At 69.7% G+C, this 18,819-nt stretch carries 19 protein-coding genes; 12 read left to right on the forward strand and 7 right to left on the reverse strand.

Translation table 11 applies throughout. The annotated features are described in order from the left end of the window. Positions 1-10: 10 nt before the first annotated feature. Together EDC64_RS16590 and EDC64_RS16595 are read right to left on the reverse strand one after the other, a co-directional pair. The gene (locus EDC64_RS16590; protein WP_132033395.1) at positions 11-892 is read right to left on the reverse strand and encodes an NAD(P)/FAD-dependent oxidoreductase; all 882 of its coding nucleotides are present in this window, start codon (positions 890-892) and stop codon (positions 11-13) included. Continuing rightward, positions 882-1,349 (reverse strand): RrF2 family transcriptional regulator, encoded by a 468-nt coding sequence (locus EDC64_RS16595; protein WP_132033397.1) that lies wholly within the window; start codon positions 1,347-1,349, stop codon positions 882-884. Before EDC64_RS16595 ends, EDC64_RS16590 begins: the two co-directional genes overlap by 11 nt. A 103-nt stretch (positions 1,350-1,452) precedes the next feature. Here EDC64_RS16595 and EDC64_RS16600 point away from each other — a divergent pair, with 103 nt between their 5' ends. The 5 genes from EDC64_RS16600 (at position 1,453) to lpxK (ending at position 5,676) form a co-directional block, all read left to right on the forward strand. After that, positions 1,453-2,313 carry a 3'(2'),5'-bisphosphate nucleotidase CysQ gene (locus tag EDC64_RS16600; protein ID WP_132033399.1) on the forward strand — a complete coding sequence of 287 codons (861 nt, stop codon included), beginning with the start codon at positions 1,453-1,455 and terminating at the stop codon, positions 2,311-2,313. Then, on the forward strand, positions 2,310-2,555 hold the full coding sequence (locus EDC64_RS16605) for a DUF4170 domain-containing protein (protein ID WP_132033401.1): 246 nt from the start codon (positions 2,310-2,312) through the stop codon (positions 2,553-2,555). Before EDC64_RS16600 ends, EDC64_RS16605 begins: the two co-directional genes overlap by 4 nt. Before the next feature lie 102 nt (positions 2,556-2,657). Beyond that, positions 2,658-3,359, forward strand: a complete 702-nt coding sequence (locus EDC64_RS16610) for a lysophospholipid acyltransferase family protein (protein WP_132033403.1) — start codon at positions 2,658-2,660, stop codon at positions 3,357-3,359. Continuing rightward, positions 3,356-4,651 carry a 3-deoxy-D-manno-octulosonic acid transferase gene (locus EDC64_RS16615; RefSeq protein ID WP_132033405.1) on the forward strand — a complete coding sequence of 432 codons (1,296 nt, stop codon included), beginning with the start codon at positions 3,356-3,358 and terminating at the stop codon, positions 4,649-4,651. The genes EDC64_RS16610 and EDC64_RS16615 overlap by 4 nt, the downstream gene beginning before the upstream one ends. Positions 4,652-4,692: 41 nt before the next feature. Continuing rightward, positions 4,693-5,676: a tetraacyldisaccharide 4'-kinase gene (gene lpxK, locus EDC64_RS16620; protein WP_338023412.1), complete on the forward strand. Its 984-nt coding sequence runs from the start codon at positions 4,693-4,695 to the stop codon at positions 5,674-5,676. Here the strand turns inward: lpxK and EDC64_RS16625 are convergent. Both EDC64_RS16625 and xseA read right to left on the reverse strand, forming a co-directional pair. Beyond that, on the reverse strand, positions 5,655-5,879 hold the full coding sequence (locus EDC64_RS16625) for a DUF2093 domain-containing protein (RefSeq protein ID WP_132033409.1): 225 nt from the start codon (positions 5,877-5,879) through the stop codon (positions 5,655-5,657). The genes lpxK and EDC64_RS16625 overlap by 22 nt on opposite strands. 70 nt (positions 5,880-5,949) lie before the next feature. Continuing rightward, on the reverse strand, positions 5,950-7,521 hold the full coding sequence (gene xseA / locus EDC64_RS16630; protein WP_132033411.1) for an exodeoxyribonuclease VII large subunit: 1,572 nt from the start codon (positions 7,519-7,521) through the stop codon (positions 5,950-5,952). Positions 7,522-7,648: 127 nt separating this feature from the next. Here xseA and purD point away from each other — a divergent pair, with 127 nt between their 5' ends. Together purD and EDC64_RS16640 are read left to right on the forward strand one after the other, a co-directional pair. Beyond that, positions 7,649-8,905: a phosphoribosylamine--glycine ligase gene (purD, locus tag EDC64_RS16635; protein WP_132033413.1), complete on the forward strand. Its 1,257-nt coding sequence runs from the start codon at positions 7,649-7,651 to the stop codon at positions 8,903-8,905. 93 nt (positions 8,906-8,998) lie between these two features. Then, positions 8,999-9,898 carry an alpha/beta fold hydrolase gene (locus EDC64_RS16640; RefSeq protein WP_132033415.1) on the forward strand — a complete coding sequence of 300 codons (900 nt, stop codon included), beginning with the start codon at positions 8,999-9,001 and terminating at the stop codon, positions 9,896-9,898. 56 nt (positions 9,899-9,954) lie between these two features. Here the strand turns inward: EDC64_RS16640 and EDC64_RS16645 are convergent, their stop codons facing one another. Both EDC64_RS16645 and EDC64_RS16650 read right to left on the reverse strand, forming a co-directional pair. Next, on the reverse strand, positions 9,955-10,944 hold the full coding sequence (locus EDC64_RS16645; RefSeq protein WP_132033417.1) for an SLAC1 anion channel family protein: 990 nt from the start codon (positions 10,942-10,944) through the stop codon (positions 9,955-9,957). Positions 10,945-11,164: 220 nt separating this feature from the next. After that, positions 11,165-11,593, reverse strand: a complete 429-nt coding sequence (locus EDC64_RS16650) for a nucleoside deaminase (protein ID WP_132033419.1) — start codon at positions 11,591-11,593, stop codon at positions 11,165-11,167. Between the two features lie 97 nt (positions 11,594-11,690). Between EDC64_RS16650 and EDC64_RS16655 the strand changes: the two genes are divergently transcribed. Then, on the forward strand, positions 11,691-13,976 hold the full coding sequence (locus EDC64_RS16655) for a pseudouridine synthase (protein ID WP_132033421.1): 2,286 nt from the start codon (positions 11,691-11,693) through the stop codon (positions 13,974-13,976). 3 nt (positions 13,977-13,979) lie between these two features. Beyond that, complete coding sequence (rsmD, locus tag EDC64_RS16660; RefSeq protein WP_132033423.1) at positions 13,980-14,540, forward strand: 16S rRNA (guanine(966)-N(2))-methyltransferase RsmD; 561 nt, start codon at positions 13,980-13,982, stop codon at positions 14,538-14,540. A gap of 3 nt (positions 14,541-14,543) precedes the next feature. Here rsmD and EDC64_RS16665 read toward each other — a convergent pair whose 3' ends face one another. Continuing rightward, positions 14,544-15,716, reverse strand: a complete 1,173-nt coding sequence (locus EDC64_RS16665) for a pyridoxal phosphate-dependent aminotransferase (RefSeq protein ID WP_245504750.1) — start codon at positions 15,714-15,716, stop codon at positions 14,544-14,546. Between the two features lie 199 nt (positions 15,717-15,915). On the opposite strand from EDC64_RS16665, the gene EDC64_RS16670 reads away from it, so the two are divergent. From EDC64_RS16670 to aroQ, 3 genes are all read left to right on the forward strand, one after another. After that, entirely contained in the window at positions 15,916-17,361 is a 1,446-nt protein-coding gene (locus EDC64_RS16670; RefSeq protein ID WP_132033425.1) for a M48 family metalloprotease, read from the forward strand. Between the two features lie 35 nt (positions 17,362-17,396). After that, positions 17,397-18,158, forward strand: a complete 762-nt coding sequence (locus EDC64_RS16675) for a DsbA family protein (protein WP_132033590.1) — start codon at positions 17,397-17,399, stop codon at positions 18,156-18,158. A gap of 197 nt (positions 18,159-18,355) precedes the next feature. Further along, the gene (aroQ, locus tag EDC64_RS16680; RefSeq protein ID WP_132033427.1) at positions 18,356-18,802 is read left to right on the forward strand and encodes a type II 3-dehydroquinate dehydratase; all 447 of its coding nucleotides are present in this window, start codon (positions 18,356-18,358) and stop codon (positions 18,800-18,802) included. The last annotated feature ends 17 nt before the right edge of the window (positions 18,803-18,819 follow it).

Genomic DNA, 18,819 nt, shown 5'->3' on the forward strand with positions numbered 1-18,819 from the left:
CTCGCGCGCTTCAGAACACCAAAGACCGATGAACACAGGCGCCCGCCCAGGCCCCGTCCCCAACGGCAAGCGAGACCGAATGGGGAATGCGGGCCACGTCCCCGCAGGCGAAGACGCCGGGAATGCTGGTTTCCTTCCCGGCATCGGTGCGGATCTGAGTGCCGAACGGCGTTTCCTCCAACATGCAGCCGAGATTCTGCGCGATCGGCGTCGCCGGGGCGGTGCGGGTGGCCGTGAAGAGGCCGGAAAAGGCGAGAATCCGTCCGTCCGAAAGGCGGATGTCCGCCTCACCTTCGAGGGCGAGGATCGGCGTGTCTTCGATCGCCACCCCGCGCTCGGCGAGTGCCGTACGGGTAGCGACATCCGGCACAATCGCGCCATTCGTGAAAAAGGTCACATCGCCCCATTCCGGGATCAGCTGCGCCTGATGAAGAGAAATGGGACCCGTCGCGATCACGCCAATCCTGCCACGTTGGAGTTCGTAGCCGTGGCAGTAGGGGCAATGAAAGACGCTCCGGCCCCAGCGGTCCGCGATCCCCGGAATATCCGGCAAGGCATCGGCAAGGCCGGTCGCAAACAGGAGGCGGCGCGCCGCGACCGAGGGGCCTTCGGCAAGCGAAAGCGCGAACGCGTCCTTCTCGCCTTCGGCGCTTAACGCCATCCCCTCGGTCCAGGTCAGAGTCGGATAGCGCATGAGCTGCGCCCGCGCCGTGTGCGCAATGATCTCCGGCTCGACGCCATCCTGGCCGAGGAAGCCGTGCGAATGGGCCGCGAAACGATTGCGCGGCGCTCCGGCATCCACCACCAAGACGGACCGCCGGGCACGCAGCACCTGAAGGGCGGCCGCCATTCCTGCATAACTGCCACCGACGACGATCACGTCATAAGGCATCTCGGTCTCCTCGCTCATGGTCCTGCGCACGCCGTTCCGCATGCCGGCGTGCAAAATCGGCGGCGAGGTCGGCGAGCGTGATGCGCGCGAACCGTTCGAGCAGAAGAGCCTCGGCTTGCGCGAAAGCGTCGTCGAGCGCGGCGTTCACGGCCTCTTCGACCAGACAGCCTGGTGTTTCGTTGCGATTGCCGATGGCGAAGACGGCAGGTTCGCCGAGCACGTCATGCAACTCGCGCAAGGTGACGGCTGCGAGATCCGCGGTGATCCGCCAGCCGCCCGCGTGCCCGCGTGCCGAGGCGACGAGCCCAGCCGCGCGCAGCATTCCCATGGTGCGGCGAACCACCACCGGGTGGGTGGCCATGCATTTTGCCAGGGCTTCCGATGTCATCGGCGCTTGATGTTCCGCCAAATGCAGGAGCGCGTGGAGGACCGACGAGAGGCGGCTGTCTCTTTTCATGTAACTTCATTTATTACAAATTAGACCCAGCCTCAAGCGTGTCGGGCGTGCCGCGTGGGATCAGCGCTTGCCACCGGCCCCCCACCCTTTTATTGCGGTGCACATGACTGCGATCCCTCCCTTGACCCGGCTTGGTTCTGCCGACCTTGCGGCGCCGGTGGAGGTTGCTCGGCTTTTGGCGGAGACCGTCGCGGCAGCCGGGGCGATCGCGCTCGGGCTGTTCCGGTCGGACCTTCGCACCTGGAACAAGCAGAATGATTCCCCCGTCACCGAGGCCGACATCGCCGTCGACCGGTTCCTGCGCGCGGAACTCGGGGCCTTGGCGCCGGATTATGGATGGTTGTCCGAAGAGAGCATCGACGGCCCCGATCGATTGGCGCGCCAGCGCGTGTGGGTGGTGGACCCGATCGACGGGACCCGCGCTTATTTGGAGGGCCGTGCGGACTGGGCGGTTTCGGTCGCGTTGGTGGAAAGCGGCCGGCCGATCGTCGGCGTGCTGTTCGCTCCGGTGACCGGCGAAATGATGATCGCGGCGCGCGGTGCGGGCGCCACCCGTAACGCGAGCCCGATGGTGGCGTCCGCCAAACCGGGACTAGACCAGGCGGCCGTTTCCGGCCCCGGCTTCCTGCTCGATCGCCTGGCGGACGTCGGGCTGACCCGCATGCCGCGGGTGCGCTCCCTCGCCTTGCGGCTGGCACGCGTTGCGACCGCGGAGCTCGACGTGTCTCTGGCCTCGGCCAACAGCCATGACTGGGATATTGCCGCGGCGGATCTTCTGGTGCACGAAGCGGGCGGCGCCTTGACGGGTTACGATGGCGCGGTACCAGTCTACAATGCCTCTGTGCCCCGTCACGGACCCTTGGTTTGTGCCGGGCCTCACCTCCACGCGCCGATGCTCGCGCTCATCCGAGACGGCATCGGGGTCACCCGGTCCCTACCAAACGCGGATTACCGGCACCCATGACCACCTCATCGGAACCCAAACAGCTTTTGCACCTGGTCTTTGGCGGCGAGCTGAAGGAGCTGGGCGGCATCGAGTTCAAGGACCTCTCCAGCCTCGACATCGTCGGCATCTTTCCCGACTATGCGAGCGCCGCCGCGGCCTGGCGCGCCAAGGCGCAGCTGACGGTGGACAATGCCATGGTGCGCTACTTCGTCGTGCACATGCACCGGCTGCTCGACCCCGAGACCGGCCACGCCCATTGATGCCCGGCGCGGCGCTTTGCCGTCGCGCCGTCGCTTCTTTCCGATTCAAGGTGCGCCGGCGCCGGGGGGCGTGCTGCGCGACGAGCAAGGTTTCCTCCGAGTATGTGGCGTCGCGTCAGGACAAATCGTGCCTTCCAGCTGGCGGCAGGCAATCTGTTCGCCGGTTATTTCTCGCTTGTCGCGCATTCGACGCGCTTCGTGGTGGAACCGGAGGACATTTATGAGCGCATCGATTCGTGCCTTCCGGCCATCATCGCCTTCTGGCACGGTCAGCATTTCCTGACCCCCTTCATGATGAAGCCGCACCACAAGGCCAAGGTGCTGATCTCTCGCCATGCCGATGCGGAGATCAACGCGATCGCCGCCGAGCGGCTGGGCGTGGGCACGATCCGCGGCTCTGGTGCGACGTCCCCGCGGGACTTCCACCGCAAGGGTGGCGTATCCGCCACCTATGCCATGCTCGACACGCTCGCCGAAGGCATCAACGTGGCGATGACGGCGGACGTACCAAAAATCTCCCGGCGCGCCGGCCTCGGCGTGGTGACGATTGCGCGCCATTCCGGACGCCCTATCCTGCCTGTCGCCATGGCCACGCGAAACCGCATCCTCCTCAAGAGCTGGGACCGCGCCAGTCTTCACCTGCCGTTCGGCCGGGGGGCCGCGGTGGCGGGTGAGCCGATCTGGGTCGCGAAAGACGTGGACGAGGCCGGGCTTCAGGCTGCGCGTCTGTTGGTGCAACAGCGGCTGGAGGCCGCGAGCGCGCGGGCGGAAGCCCTTCTGGGCCGGGACGGTCCCGGGCGATGAAAGGCCGCGCCGCGCCGGTGCCCCTGCAGGTCTATCGCGGGGTCACCGCAGCCGCGACATTGCTCGCGCCGATCTGGCTGCGTTACCGGGTCGGAAAGGGCAAGGAGGATCCCGGCCGCCTGGCCGAGCGCCGCGGCATTGCGAGCGCGCCGCGACCGAAGGGGCCGCTGGTCTGGGTCCATGGCGCGAGTGTCGGCGAGGTCCTGTCCGTCATGCCGTTGCTCGACCGGCTCACCGAGCGCGGCTTCAACGTGCTGCTGACCTCGGGCACGCTCACCTCCGGCCGGATCGCTGCGCGTCGGCCAAACCCGGCGCTCACGCACCAGTTCGTCCCCCTCGATGCCCGCCGCTTCGTCCGACGTTTCCTCGATCACTGGCAGCCCGACCTCGCGCTGCTCGCGGAATCCGAGCTCTGGCCGAACCTCATCGGCGAAACCGGGCGCCGCGGAACACCGATGGTTCTGGTCAATGGGCGCCTCTCGCAGCGCTCCAGCGCCCGCTGGGCGCGTCTGCCGAACAGCGCGCGCGCTCTGCTGTCCCATGTCGATTTATGCCTCGCGCAGAGCCGGGACGACGGCCAGCGCTTCGAGGCGTTGGGCGCGCCACGCGTCCAGGTTTCAGGCAATCTCAAATTCGACGTCCCTCCTCCCACGGCGGAGCCGGACGCGCTGGAGAAGATGCGGACCGCCGTGCGCGGGCGCCCGGTTCTGCTCGCCGCCTCGACCCATTCCGGCGAGGACGCCGTGGTGATCGACGCGCACGGTCTGCTGCGACGCGAAGTGCCGGACCTCCTCACCATCATCGCCCCGCGCCATCCCGAGCGTGGCGCAGACATTTACGGGCTCGCCGAACAAGCCGGACTTCGGGTTCGGCTGCGCAGCGCCGGCCACCTGCCCGATGGCGCGACCGATCTCTATGTCGCCGACACGGTCGGCGAACTCGGCGTGTTCTATCGCTTGGCGCCGGTTGTATTCGTGGGGGGATCCCTGGTCCGCCATGGCGGGCAGACCCCGATCGAAGCGGCAAAGCTCGGTGCCGTGGTGTTGCACGGGCCGCACGTGTGGAATTTTGGGGCGCTTTATGCCCGCCTCGACCAGGAGGGCGGTGCCGTTCCGATCGAGGATGCCCTCAGCCTCGCAGAAGGGGTTCTGGCGCAAATGACGGATTCCACTCTGCACCGACACACCGTGGAAGCCGCGCGCCGCACCACGCAGGCGCTCAGTGGCGCCCTCGATCGCACCCTCGCTGCGATCGATCCCTATCTCGCCCAGATCCGCCTCGCCCGGCGATGATCGGAGCGCGCGCGCCTCGCTTCTGGTCGGCGCCGAACAGCTTGGCGGGTACCCTCCTGGCGCCAATAGGCGCGCTGATCGGCCGGATCACGCTCGCCCGCATGGGCAAAACGGGCGCGCGGGTACCGGCAACCGTGATCTGCATCGGCAATCCCACGGTCGGCGGCGCCGGCAAGACACCGACCGCGATCTTGGTCTTGGAACGGCTCGCGGCACGCGGGGCCCGCCCCTTCGCCCTGCTTCGTGGCCATGGCGGCCGGGAGGCTGGGCCGCTTCTCGTCGCCGGACACGATGCCGCCGCGGTCGGGGACGAGGCGGTGCTGCTCGCGGCCGCCGCACCGACCATCGTCGCGCGCGACCGCGCCGCCGGCGCGCGCCTCGCGGTCTCGCTCGGCGCAAGCCATATCGTGATGGATGACGGGTTCCAAAATCCTGCGCTCGAAAAGGACGCGGCGCTGCTGGTGGTGGACGGCGAGGCAGGACTCGGCAATGGCCGCGTCCTGCCGGCCGGTCCGCTGCGGGCGCCGTACGCTGCGCAGCGGCGCCGTGCCGACGCGCTCCTGGTGATCGGGGACGGCAGCGCCGGCGATCTCTTGGCCAGGGGGGACGGTCTCGTCCTGCGCGGCCGTCTCGTCCCCCGGCCGGGCGGTGCCGAGGCGCTGGCCGGACGTCGGCTTCTCGCATTTGCCGGCATCGGGCGGCCGGAAAAGTTCTTCACCAGCCTGCGCGCCATCGGCTGCGATCTCGTCGAGACCCGCGCCTTTCCCGATCATTATCCCTATACGCTCGCCGACATACAGGGACTCTTGGAGCGCGCTGTGGCCCGCGATCTCCGGATCGTGACCACGGCCAAGGATTTCGTGCGCCTGTCAGGCCCCGCCTTCGCGGAAGCGCGCGCGCACATTCACGTCCTGCCAGTGGGTCTCGTGCTGGAGCAGGAGGCGGGCCTCGACCGTCTCATCGACGCCGCCGAGGCACGGCGTGCGGAGACCGAAGCCGCACTTCAGCCCTCGAGTCGGCGCTGAAGCACCCGGACTAAAACGGCTTCAGGATCCGAATAGGGTTCCTGTAGATCGACACTCCAATAGCGCAGTTCATCGAGCAGAATGGTCTGGCCCGTGACCGCACAGATCACGAAGCTGCCGGGCCGCAGGATGCGGAACTCGCCGTCGAGATAGCGGACCTGAGCCTCGCCGCCGGATTCGGGGAATCGTTCGAACCTGTTCATCTCTGCCACTGCGCACCCATCGACGCCGCAAAGATAGTGGCTTGCGGGGCGCAGGAAAAGGTCAAGATCCTCACGGCGCGTCGAACAGCCCCGGTTGTGGCGCCGGCGGCGTCCGTCTGCCGGTCGGACGCGTCCCAGCCGCGACGACGCCGATCCGGCCGTCGGCGAACTCGAGATCGAGCACCTGGCCGCCGGAAACACCCGCCGCGCTGCGGACGGCCTTGCCGGACGCGTCCCGCACCAAGGCGAAGCCGCGCGCCAAAACCCCGTGATAGGACAAGGCCTCCAACACCTGCGCGACGGCGCCGAGACGGCGCGCACGGTCCCGCAATCCGACCGAAAGGCACCGCACCGCCCGCTCATGCAAACCCATCAGCCGCTCGCCGCGCCGTTCGATCTGAACCCGGTGGGCGCGCAGACTGGCGGCGCGGGCAGCCCCGAGGCGATCCCGCGTCGCCGCGAGCCGGTCGGCTCCCCGCTGCATCGTCCGGGCGGTGCATTGGACCAGCGATCGGCTGAGTTGCCGCGTCCGATCGCCCAGACGGTCGAGGCGGGCGCGCAGCATGGCCGGCGACAGCCGCCCGCTCACCGCCTGAAGACGCACGCGGTGGGCACCGGCATTGGTGCGCAGCGCCCGCGGCAGACGGGCCGCTGCGAGATCAAGCCGCTGGCGGGGTTGAGCGAGCAGGTCCTCCGCACTCGGCAGGACGCGGACCAGGCCCCGCAGCGCGCTACGCCACCGCTCCGCGAGCCGCGGCGGTGCCGCCGTCAGGCGCCCGCCGAGCATGCGCACCGTCCCGAGAAGTTCGGCGCGCACCGGAACCGCCATTTCCGCTGCCGCAGTCGGCGTCGGTGCCCGGACATCGGCCGCGAAATCGATCAAGGTGACGTCGGTCTCATGCCCGACCGCCGAGATCAGCGGGATCGTGCTCTCCGCCGCCGCCCGCACCACCGCCTCGTCCGAGAAGCCGAGCAGATCCTCGAGCGCGCCGCCGCCGCGGGCGACGATGAGCAGGTCGGGCCGCGGCACCGGGCCGCCTTGAGGCAACGCGTTGAATCCGCGGATCGCCGCCGCGACCTCCGCCGCCGACGTTTCGCCCTGCACCCGGACCGGCCAGACGAGGACCCGGCGCGGAAAGCGGTCGGCCAGACGATGCAGAATGTCGCGAATCACGGCGCCCGTCGGCGAGGTGACGATGCCGATCGTCCGGGGCAGGAAGGGCAGCGGCACTTTCCGCGCCGGCTCGAACAAGCCTTCCGCCTGGAGCCGGCGCTTGCGCTCCTCCAACATGGCCATGATGGCGCCGGCACCTGCAAATTCCAGGGCCTCGATCACGATCTGATAGCCGGACTTGCCGGGATAGGTGGTGAGCTTGCCCACCGCCACGACTTCGAGGCCTTCCTCCGGCTTCACCTTCAGACGGGCGAACGTGCCCTTCCAGCACACCGCGTCGAGCCGAGCGCCCTCGTCCTTCAGGCTGAAATAGGCATGGCCGGACGAATGCGGCCCCCGATACCCGGAGATTTCCCCGCGCACGCGGACATGGCCATAGGCGTCCTCCACGGTGCGACGGAGCGCGCCGGAAAGCTCGGAGACGGTCCATTCCGGAGTGTTGGGACGCGGTTCGGAAACGGCAGACATGATTCGCACCGGCGCTGAGGACGGATGAGCAAGCATAGCCGCTTCACCCCCCATGCGGCGAGCGCAACACCGAACCCCTTGTTCGCGGCGGCTGAAGCCGATAGCGGTTTCCCGGGGAGGAACCTGGATGAACGTGCTTCTGCTCGGCGCCGGCGGCCGCGAACATGCCCTTGCCTGGAAGCTCGCACAGAGCCCGGGCATGGGCCGATTTTATGCTTTGCCGGGAAATCCCGGGATCGCCGAGCATGCCAAGCCTGTGGAAGGCGTCGCCCTTTCGGCCCACCAGAGCCTCGTAGCCTGGTGTCGCGCCCAGGCGATCGACCTGGTGGTCGTGGGGCCGGAGGCGCCTTTGGTGGCGGGGCTCGTCGACCGGCTGGCCGAGGCGGGAATCGCCGCTTTCGGCCCGACGGCGGCCGCCGCCCGGCTTGAGGGATCGAAGCTCTTCACCAAAGAATTGTGCCGCGCGAACAATATTCCGACCGCGGCCTTCGGCCGGTTCACGACGCCGGACGCCGCCTTCGCCTATGTCCAGGCGCAAGGCGCCCCGATCGTCGTGAAGGCGGACGGGCTGATGGCCGGCAAGGGCGTGGTGGTGGCTTTCACCGTGGAAGAGGCGATTTCAGCGGTCGAGCAGGTGTTCGCCGCCGGGGGCGCGGAAGTCCTCATCGAGGAATTCATGGAAGGCGAGGAGGCGAGCCTGTTCTGCCTCGTCGACGGCGAGACCGTCGTCCCCTTCGGCAGCGCTCAGGACCACAAGCGCGCGTTCGACGGCGATCTCGGCCCGAACACCGGCGGCATGGGGGCGTATTCGCCCGCCCCGGTTCTGACCCCGGACCTCGAGGCGCGGGCGATCGCCGAGATCGTCGTCCCGACCGCCAAGGCGATGGTGGCGCTGGGCGCGCCCTATCGCGGCATCCTCTATGCCGGCCTGATGCTGACCGCAGCCGGCCCCAAGCTGGTGGAGTACAATTGCCGGTTCGGCGACCCGGAATGCCAGGTGCTCATGCCGCGCTTGGAAAGCGACCTCCTGGCCGTCCTGGACGCGACGGCGCATGGCCGTCTGGCCGAGGCCGAGGTGCGCTGGTCGCCCCGCTCGGCCCTGACCGTGGTCTATGCCAGCCGAGGCTATCCCGGGAGCTACCAGACCGGTTTGGAAATATCCGGCCTGGCGGAAGCGGGCGCCGTAGAGGGAGTGCTGGTCTTCCAGGCCGGCACGAAGCGCGTCGCAGCCAAGTTGGTTTCGAATGGCGGCCGGGTGCTCAACGTCACCGGCACCGGACGGACGCTGGCCGAGGCGCGGTCGCGCGCCTACGATGCCGCCGCGCGGATCGACTGGCCGGAAGGTTTCTATCGTAGCGACATCGGCTGGCGCGCGCTGAAATAACCCGCCTTTGATGCCCTGCACCTTGGTCGGAGTGAGGCTTTCACGCGTATTTTCAATGCGCTGCAGGCGATAATTAAAGACCGGAGAGAAGCGATGTCCGAGGATCTGGCCGATCTGTTTCCCGGATTTGAGGCGCATCATGTCGACACGCCCGCCGGTCGGATCTTCGCGCGGGCGGGGGGCGAGGGCCCGCCTCTGCTTCTTCTCCACGGCTTTCCCCAGACCGGTGTGATGTGGCATCGCGTGGCACACGCGCTGGCGCGGACCCATCGCGTCGTCATCGCGGATCTCCCGGGTTATGGCTGGAGCGCGGCGCCCGAACCCGGCCGGGACCACGCGCCGTACTCCAAGCGCGCCATGGGCGCCGCTTTGGTGGCGATGATGGAGCAGCTCGGCCATGCCCATTTCGCCCTGATCGGCCACGACCGGGGCGGCCGGGCGGCCTACCGACTGGCGCTCGACCACGAGGGGCGCGTCGACCGCCTGGCTTTGCTCGACATCGCCCCGACGCTGTCCGCCTGGCGGAGCATGGATCGCGCGCGGGCGATGAAATCCTATCACTGGACCTTCCTCGCCCAGCCTCATCCCTTCCCCGAGACTCTCATCGGGGGGAATCCCCGGTTTTATCTCGACTGGACTTTGAAGGCCTGGTCCGGGGCCGACGACCTGTCGCTGTTCGACCCGCGCGCGCTGGCGCATTACCGCGCCGCCTTCGGCTCCCCCGACCATATCCGCGGGGCCTGCGAGGATTATCGCGCCGGAGCGACGATCGATCTCGCACATGACGAAGCGGATCTTGCGGCCGGGCGCACCATCGCCTGTCCGGTCCTGGTGCTCTGGGGCGCCCGGGGCTCGGTCAGTACCGGCCCGCTCGAAAGCTGGCGTGCCTTCGCTCCCAAGCTCGCTGGGCAGCCGATTCAAGCCGGCCATTATCTGTGCGAGGAGGCTCCGGACGAGGTTCTCGCGGCGTTGAAACCGTTTCTCGCCGCCTAGCCCCTTCTCATTTTTCGCTGAAACAAATCACCACAAACAACTGATCTTAAATAATATTATCCACCTTCTGACCGAAGCAGAGCGCCGCTGCGGGCGGCCGCGATCGTGGCGAGGGAAACCTTCAGCAGCACGCCGCTCGCGGCCAGAAGCGCAATCCAGGCGAGCCCGCTCGTCCAGACGCTTCGATGCGCCTCCGCGAGCAGCAGGAGCGTGGCAGCGAAAAGGCTGGTGGGGAAGGTCCAGGCCCACCACGACACCGAGAACGGGACCCGCGCGAACCGCCCGGCCATGCTCGCCAGAACGGCGGCGATGAAGACGGCCAGGCCGAACAGGATCAGCGGGGCCGGGCCGAACCCGTGGGTCAATTTCGCCAGCGCCACTGTGGCTGCAGCCGGCGGAGCGAGAAGGATCACCAAAGTCGGGCGCAGCGGCTCCGGCAAGGAAGGGCCGGTGACGATGCGGCCGAAGATCAGCGACTGGACCAGAATCCACAGCAGTCCGCCGACCCCGAACAGCACCCAGGACAGGGTTTCGAAGCCCAATGGCACGCCCATGATGGGCGCGACGACGCTGCCGACCAGGGGGATCAGCAAAGGCGGCGTCAAAGCGGCGGCTTCGCGGGGCAGGCTCAGGAGTCCGCGGAACATCCACACGCCGATGACGAGATGGACGGCCACGGCGACGAGCCAGATCGCCGCAGCCGCCGACGGGGCGTAGGGCAAAAGGCCCCCGGCGACGGTCATCAGGCCGATGGTCGCGGCGCCGGCAAAGGCGGAGCGGACCGGATGGCGCAGATCCGCCACCAGGGCTCCGGGGGCACCGACGATCCGGACGAGTTGCAGGCCGGCCACCAGCAGCCAGACGAAAAGTGTCACAGCGACAAGGGTTTCGCCGATCGCGGCCGGGGCACCGAAGATCCGCGCCGCCTCGCGCCAGGCGAGCGCGGCGCCGCCGAGGCCCATGGGGGCGGCGAACAAAGCGAGGGGAAGATGGGTCAGCCGGCGCGGCCGTTGAACCGGCGCAGCATCGAGGCGTGTCGTGGTCATGCCGCTTCCTAAAGCACGTTCCGGGCCGCGGGAAACAGCCTTCTCGGCGGCGAATGGTCTCGACCGGAGCGGCGCGGCCGGGGCGCGGTGGCGCGCCGCGCGGCGGCCGCAGCCATCGTAACAGGCGCCTAACACCGCAGATTAAGCTCGAACTTAAGAATTCAATGCATTGAAATACAATGAATAAATTTATAATTACGTTCCTGTTCGGCGCGCCACCCTAGCGCCGGTCGCGGAAGAAGGCGCGCAGCACCTCCGCCGCCTGCCGCTCGGCGATGCCGCCGTAAACTTCGGGCGCGTGGTGGCAGGTCGGCTGCTGGTAGAAGCGCGGTCCGCTCTCCACCGCCCCACCCTTCGGATCGGCCGCGCCATAATAGAGCCGGCGGATCCGGGCGAAGGAGAGCGCGGCGGCGCACATCGCGCAGGGCTCCAGGGTGACGTAGAGGTCGCAATTGAGCAGCCGCTCGGCGCCGAGCGCGGCGGCGCCGGACCGGATCACCAGCATTTCGGCATGGGCGGTCGGATCGGTGCGTTCGCGCGTCCGGTTGCCGTCGCGCGCGACGACGTTCGATCCGTAGACCAGGACGGCGCCGACCGGCACCTCGCCCCGCGCCGCGGCGAGGCGGGCCTCGGCCAGCGCCATCTGCATGAAAGTCTCGCTCACCCGCCGCCTGCACCGATTTCCGCCGGCGCCCCCGATGCGCGGGACAATGGCCCGCGGCACGTCTTCGTGCTATCGGCCTTGCATGCCCCAGACACCGCCTCCCCGCAAGGACAAGAACCGCGTTCCGCGCGCCCCGCGCGCGCCGACGCCCACCGCCCCCGCCAAGGAGGCGGAGCGCGTCGCCAAGGTGATCGCACGGGCGGGCCTCGGCTCGCGGCGCGAGATCGAGGACTGGATCGCTGCCGGCCGCATCGCGGTCAACGGCGTGGTCCTGACCAGCCCCGCAATCACGGTCACGCCCGCGGACGCGATCGCCGTCGACGGCGCGGCCTTGCCCGAGCGGGAACGCACGCGGCTCTTCCTCTACCACAAGCCCAAGGGCGTGGTGACGACCAACCGCGATCCCGAGGGGCGCACGACGCTGTTCGAGATCCTGCCGAGCGGCCTGCCCCGGCTGGTCTCGATCGGCCGTCTCGACCTCAATTCCGAGGGCCTGCTCCTCCTCACCAATGATGGCGGGCTCGCCCGGGTCCTGGAACTGCCCGAAACCGGCTGGCTGCGCCGCTACCGGGTGCGCGCCAAGGGCGATATCGACCAGGCGCGGCTCGACGCCCTGCTCGGCGGCATCACCGTCGAGGGCATCACCTACGGGCCGATCGAGGCGACGCTCGACCGGGTCCAGGGCGCCAATGCCTGGATCACGGTGTCGCTGCGCGAGGGCAAGAACCGCGAGGTGCGCAACGTGCTCGCCGCGCTCGGCATGCAGGTCAACCGGCTGATCCGGATCTCCTACGGTCCGTTCCAGCTCGGCGACGTCCCCGAGGGCGGCATCGAGGAGGTGCGCACCCGCATCCTGCGCGACCAGATCGGCGACGAGCTGACGGCCGCCGCAGGCGCCGATTTCGACGCCCCTCTGATCGAGCGGGATCTCGGCCCGCCGCCACCCCGTCCCGCCGACGCCGATCCGCGGCGGGTCCCGGGTCCGGCCCGGCGGACCGATCGCGAGCCGGAAGGCCGCGGCCGCACCCGCCATCCGCGCGGCGAGCAAGAAGATGCGGTCGCCTTCCGGCTGCGCAGCCGGCGCGCCGATCCCGATCGGGAAGTGGAGAGCCGCGGCACCGTCGCGGACCGCAAGGGCCGGCAGGTGAAAGTCGAGCGCGTGGTCGCCCCGCCGCCCGAGGAGGAGCGCCGTCCGCCCCGCCGCAAAAGCAGCGCGCCGGACCGGGCCGGCGGCCCGCGCGGCAAGCGCCCCACCCCGGCGCGGACCCGGCCCGGCGCGGGCTTCGACGACGGCGACGATCGCCGTCCCGCGCGCAGCGGTCCCCGCATGCCGCGCGAGGGCGGCCCACGCGAGAAGGGCCCGCGCGAGGGCGGCACGCGCGAACGGGGCGCGTGGAGCGCACCCGCCGGCCAGGAGGATTTCCGCCGTGGGGGCGAGGGTCGCAAGCGTCCCGAAGGCGGTCACGGCAAACCGCGCCGGGCCGAGTTCGGCGACCGCACCCCGCATGCCGGGGCAAAGCCCGAACGGTCCGAGGCGCGGCCCTATCGCGGCGCCCGCTCGGAGTCCGAGGACGGCCGCCCGCCCCGGCGCGCGCGCGACGAGGGGTTCGGCGCGCGGCCGCCGCGCGAGGAGCGGAGCAAGACCTATGGCGAGCGCCCGGCGCGGGACGCAGCCAAGCCCTTTCGCGCCGGGCGCCCGACCTCCGACACCGCCCGCCCCCCGCGCCGCGCCCGGGAGACGCCGGATACCGAACGTCCGGCGCGCGGACGCGACGACGGGTTCGGCGCGCGGCCGCCGCGCGAGGAGCGGAGCAAGACCTATGGCGAGCGCCCGGCGCGGGACGCAGACAAGCCCTTCCGCGCCGGGCGCCCGACCTCCGACACCGCCCGCCCCCCGCGCCGCGCCCGGGAGACGACCGATAGCGAGCGTCCGGCGCGCGGGCACGACGACGGGTTCGGCGCGCGCGACAGCGGTGCCCGGCGCGCACCGGCCGAGCGGACCGGCTGGAGCGAGGAGGCGCGCGGCGACCGGTCGCCACGCCCCGCCCGCAGCGGTGGAAAGCCGGGATATGCCGGCCGGGGCGCGGACAAGCCGGCCGGCGGCAGATTCGATGGCCCCCGCCCCCCCAGGCGGACCGAAGGCGCAGATGCGGGCGCACCCGCATCGCGGCCCGGTGCCAAGCCGGGCGGCCGGCCGGCGGGCAAGGCCGGCGGCCGACCCGCCGGAAAGCCCGGCGGCAAATTCACCGCGGGCCGGTCGCCCGGGGGAAAACCGACGGGCGGCAAATCGTCCGGGGGGAAAGCCCCCGGCGGCGCGCGGTCCGGCGGAAAGCCCGGCGGCAAGGCCGGCGGCCCGCGGGCGCGCTGACCCGTGCGGATCGTCGGCGGGCGGCTCAAGGGGCGGGCGCTGAAGGCCCCCGCCTCGCAGGCGATCCGCCCCACCTCCGACCGGCTGCGGGAAGCGCTGTTCAACGTGCTCGCCCATGCCTATGGCGATGCCGCCGCGGAGGCGCGGGTGCTCGATCTGTTCGCCGGAACCGGCGCGCTCGGGATCGAGGCGATCTCGCGCGGGGCGCGCTTCGTGGTCTTTGTGGAGGAGGCGGCCGAGGCGCGGGGCTTGATCCGCGACAATGTCGAGGCGATGGGGCTCACGGGTGCGACCCGGATCTTCCGGCGCGATGCGACGCGGCTCGGAGATTGCCCGCAGAACGAGCGCGCGGACCTCGTCTTCTGCGATCCGCCTTATGGCAAGGGCCTGGCCGAAGCCGCGCTCGCCGCCGCGCGCGCGGGGGGCTGGCTCGCCGAAGACGCGCTCCTGGTGGTGGAGGAGAAAGCGGGCGCCTTCGTGCCGCCCGACGGGTTCGAAGTGCTGGAACGGCGGCGCTACGACACCACCGAACTCACCTTCCTGCGGCCCTCCCCCGGCGGGTGAGGCTCAGCCGGCCTTGAGGAAGTTCCCGATGCGGGCGACCGCCTCGTGCATCTCCGCCGGCGATCCGGCATAGCAGAAGCGCAGAAAGTCATGGCCGCGATACGGGTCGAAATCGACGCCCGGGGTCGCCGCGACATGCGCCGAATCCAGCAGCCGGGTGGCGAAGGCCGCCGAATCGGACGTGAAGGCCGAGACGTCGGCATAGAGATAGAAGGCGCCGTCGACCGGCAGGAACCGGTCGAGCCCGGCCTTGGGAAGGCCCTCGATCAGGATCTTCCGGTTTTCCTCATAGCCGTGCTTGATCGCCTCCATCTCGTCGCGCGCGTCGAACGCCGCCTCGGCGGCGATCTGCGAGAGGGTGGGCACCGATATGGAGAGATTTTGCTGCAGGCGCTCCATCGTGCGCACCAAACCGGGCGGCACGATCATCCAGCCGACGCGCCAACCGGTCATGCAGAAATATTTCGAGAAGGAATTGATGACGATCGCATCCTCGGCGATCGCGACGGCGCTCACCGCCGGAAAAGCGTAATCGAGGCCGTGATAGATCTCGTCGGAGACGAAGGCGAGGCCGAGCTCGCGGGCGCAGGCATGAAGCGCCGCCAGAGCCGCCCGGTCCATCATCGTGCCCGTCGGATTGGCGGGGCTCGCCACCAGAACCCCGGCCAGCGCCTTCTCGCGGTGCGCGGCCCGCAAAGTCTCCGGCGTCAAGGCATAGCGATCCTCGGCCCTGGTCTCGATCAGGACCGGCTCGCAGCCCAGCGCCGCGAGCACGTGGCGATAGGGCGGATAGCCGGGTGCGGCGATCGCGACGCGCGCGCCGGCCTCGAACAGGCCCAGAAAGGCGAGGATGAACCCGGCCGAAGAGCCGCTCGTCACCACGACGCGCTCGGGATCGATCGCCAGGCCGTGGGTCTCGGCATAATGGCGGGCGATGCGCGCGCGCAGAGACGGCATGCCCAGCGCGGCGGTATAGCCGAGCTGCCCGCGTTCCAGCGCGGCCGCGGCGGCGCGGCGCGCGGCGCCGGGGGCGGGCGCTGCCGGCTGTCCGACTTCCATATGGATGACGTGCGCGCCGGCATGCTCGAGCCGCGCGGCGTGCGCCATCACGTCCATGACGATGAAGGGGGCCACCGCGCTGCGGGCGGAGCCAAGACGGGGATGAGGCAGGTGCATCGTATCGAAATCCCGGGGCGCCGCCGCCGTGTCGCCGCATTCCCGGCGTGGGTAGCTCGTCGCCCTATCGTGAAGGAAGGGTGATTGACCCTGAGGCTGCGCCCGTGTTCCTTCGTCTCGTAGCCCGGGCGGCGCTGCGCGCCAAGGGCAGACGGGCCGCACGGGTCCCCATACACGCAACGGAGACGATGCAGGGCCGATGACTGGGAAAGCGACATTGCCAGCCGGCGCGATGCGCCGTCCGCGCCGTGCCCTTGCGGTCGCGCTGTCCTTCCTTGCGGCACTGGCGCTGCCGATCGAGGCCGCCGTGGCGCAGAGCCAGGGCCAGGGCCAAGGCGGCCCGCGCGTGCGGATCATCCGCGATGCGGAGATCGAGGCTCTGCTGCGCGATTATACCCGCCCGGTCATGAAGGTGGCGGGCCTCGCCCAGCAGAATGTCGAAGTGACGATCATCGGCGAGCGGTCCTACAACGCCTTCGTCGCCGATGGCCGCCGGATCTTCATCAATGCCGGCGCCCTGCTCGATTCGGAAACCCCGAACCAGGTGATCGGCGTGCTCGCTCATGAAGCCGGCCATATCGCCGGCGGGCATCTCGCCCGGATGCGCGAACAGATTGCCGGCGCACAGACCATGGCGGTCGTGGCGATGCTGCTCGCCGGGGCCGGCGTCGCGGCGGGCGCCGCCTCCGGGGTCGGCGGCTCCAGCCTCAGCAGCGCGGCGGCGGGCGCGATCACCGCGCCCCAGGAAATGATCCGCCGCTCGCTGCTCTCCTACCAGCGCGGCGAGGAACAGGCGGCCGACCGCTCGGCGGTGCGCTATCTCAACGAGACCAAGCAATCCTCCAAGGGCATGCTGGAGACTTTCGAGCGCTTCCAGAGCGAACAATTGTTCCTCAGCCAAAGGGTCGATCCCTATCTGCTCAGCCATCCCATGGCGCGCGAGCGGATCGCGGCCCTGGAACAGCTCGCCAAAGCGAGCCCCTATTACAACGCCAAGGATCCGCCGGCCCTGCAGGAGCGCCACAATCTGATGCGCGCCAAGCTCGCCGGCTTCATGGAGCGGCCGGACGGGGTCTACCGGCGCTATCCGCTCTCGGACACCTCCCTCCCCGCCCAATATGCCCGCGCCATTTCGGCCTATCGCTACGGCAACGTGAACGACGCCGTGGCCAAGATCGACGCCTTGATCGCGCGCGAGCCGGGCAATCCCTATTTCCTGGAACTGAAGGGGCAGGCGCTGCTGGAGGCCGGCCGGGCCGGGCAGGCCGTGCCGCCGCTACGCCAGGCCGTGAGCATGACCGGCGGCAACCCGCTGATTCGCGCCATGCTCGGCCAGGCTCTGGTGCAGTCGGGCAATCCCGCCTTCACCGACGAGGCGATCGTCGAACTGGTGCGCGCCACCCAGCGCGATCCGAATTCGGTCGAGGGCTGGCGCTCGCTCGCCATGGCCTATGGCCGCAAGGGCGATCTCCCCAATGCCGATCTCGCCTCGGCCCAGTCGCTGATGGCGTCGGGCGAATTCCGCACCGCCCAGGAACTCGCGGCGCGCGCCCGGATGCGCTTCCCGCCGAATTCGCCGGGCTGGCTGAAGGCGGACGACATCCTCAATTTCAAGCCCCCGAAATCGGCGCAGGGATCGCAATGATCCCGACGCCGCATTTCGTCCTCATGGAGAACCACATGTTCCGTTCCGGCCTGCGTGCCGCTTTCGCCTGCGTCGCGACGCTCGGCATCCTGGCCGCGGCGCCGTCGCCCGCGGCCGCCTTCACCGACGCCGAGAAGACCGAGATCGGAACGGTCGTCCGGGACTATCTGATGAAGAATCCGGAGGTCCTCCAGGAGGTGATCACCGAACTGGAGAAGAAGCAGCAGGCGCAGGAGACCGCCGGCCGGAGCCAGGCGCTGGCGGAAATGAAGGACCTGATCTTCGACAGCCCGCGCGGTGTGGTGGTCGGAAACCCGAAGGGCGACGTCACGCTGGTCGAGTTCTTCGATTACAATTGCGGCTATTGCAAGCATGCGCTGGCGGACCTGACCAAGCTCATGAAGGAAGACCCCAATCTGAAGGTGGTGCTGAAGGAGTTCCCGGTGCTCGGCAAGGGCTCGGTCGAGGCGGCCCAGGTGGCGGTGGCGGTGCGGATGGTGGCGCCGGACAAATATCTCGCCTTCCACAACGCTCTCCTGTCGGGCCGCGGGCAGGCCGACCGGACGCGGGCTTTGGCGGCGGCGAAGGAAGCCGGGATCGATCCCGCCTTGATCCAGAAGCAGGCGTCCTCGCCCGAACTCAACGCGACCCTCGACGAGAGCATGAAGATCGCCCAGGCGCTCGGCCTCAACGGCACCCCCAGCTTCGTCGTGGGCGAGGAGGTGGTGATCGGTGCGGTCGGCTACGAGCAGCTCAAGGCGGCCGTGGACGCCCAGCGCAAGACGCAGGCGAAGTGATCCGGCGCAGCGGTCGGCGCCCCCGGTATGCCGCGATGCGACGCCGCGCGGCGTCCGTGCATCGCGGCATGCCTTTTCATGCGAGCTCGCGCCCCCTATAAACGCACGCCCGGAGCCGGCGGCCCCCGCTCTCCGGCACGAGATGCAGGCCAGCGCCCCCGCTTCGGGCGGCGCGGCCGCCAAGGCTGACCGCGCGGATGCCCGAACAATTCGTCCATGTCCTGAACGGACCCAATCTCAACCTGCTCGGCACGCGCGAGCCGGAGATCTACGGCACGACCACGCTCGCGGACGTCGAGGCCGCCTGCCGCGCCGCGGCGGCCGGGCACAAGCTCGACCTCGTGTTTCGCCAGACCAATCACGAAGGCGAGCTGGTGGAGCAGATCCACGCGGCGCGCGGCAGCTTCGGCGTGGTGCTGAATGCCGGCGCCTATACCCACACCTCGGTGGCGCTGCGCGACGCGATCGCCGCGTCGGGCGTGCCGACGGTCGAGGTCCACCTGTCCAACGTGTTCGCCCGCGAGGCCTTCCGGCATCATTCCTACCTGTCGCCCGTGGTCCGCGGCGTGATCTGCGGCTTCGGCCTTAACGGTTACGTGCTCGGCATCGCCGCTCTGGCGGCCGCGCGGCCGACCCTCCCATGACCCTTCGAAGGAGCCTT

The organism is Aquabacter spiritensis, assembly GCF_004346185.1.
GTDB lineage: Bacteria > Pseudomonadota > Alphaproteobacteria > Rhizobiales > Xanthobacteraceae > Aquabacter > Aquabacter spiritensis.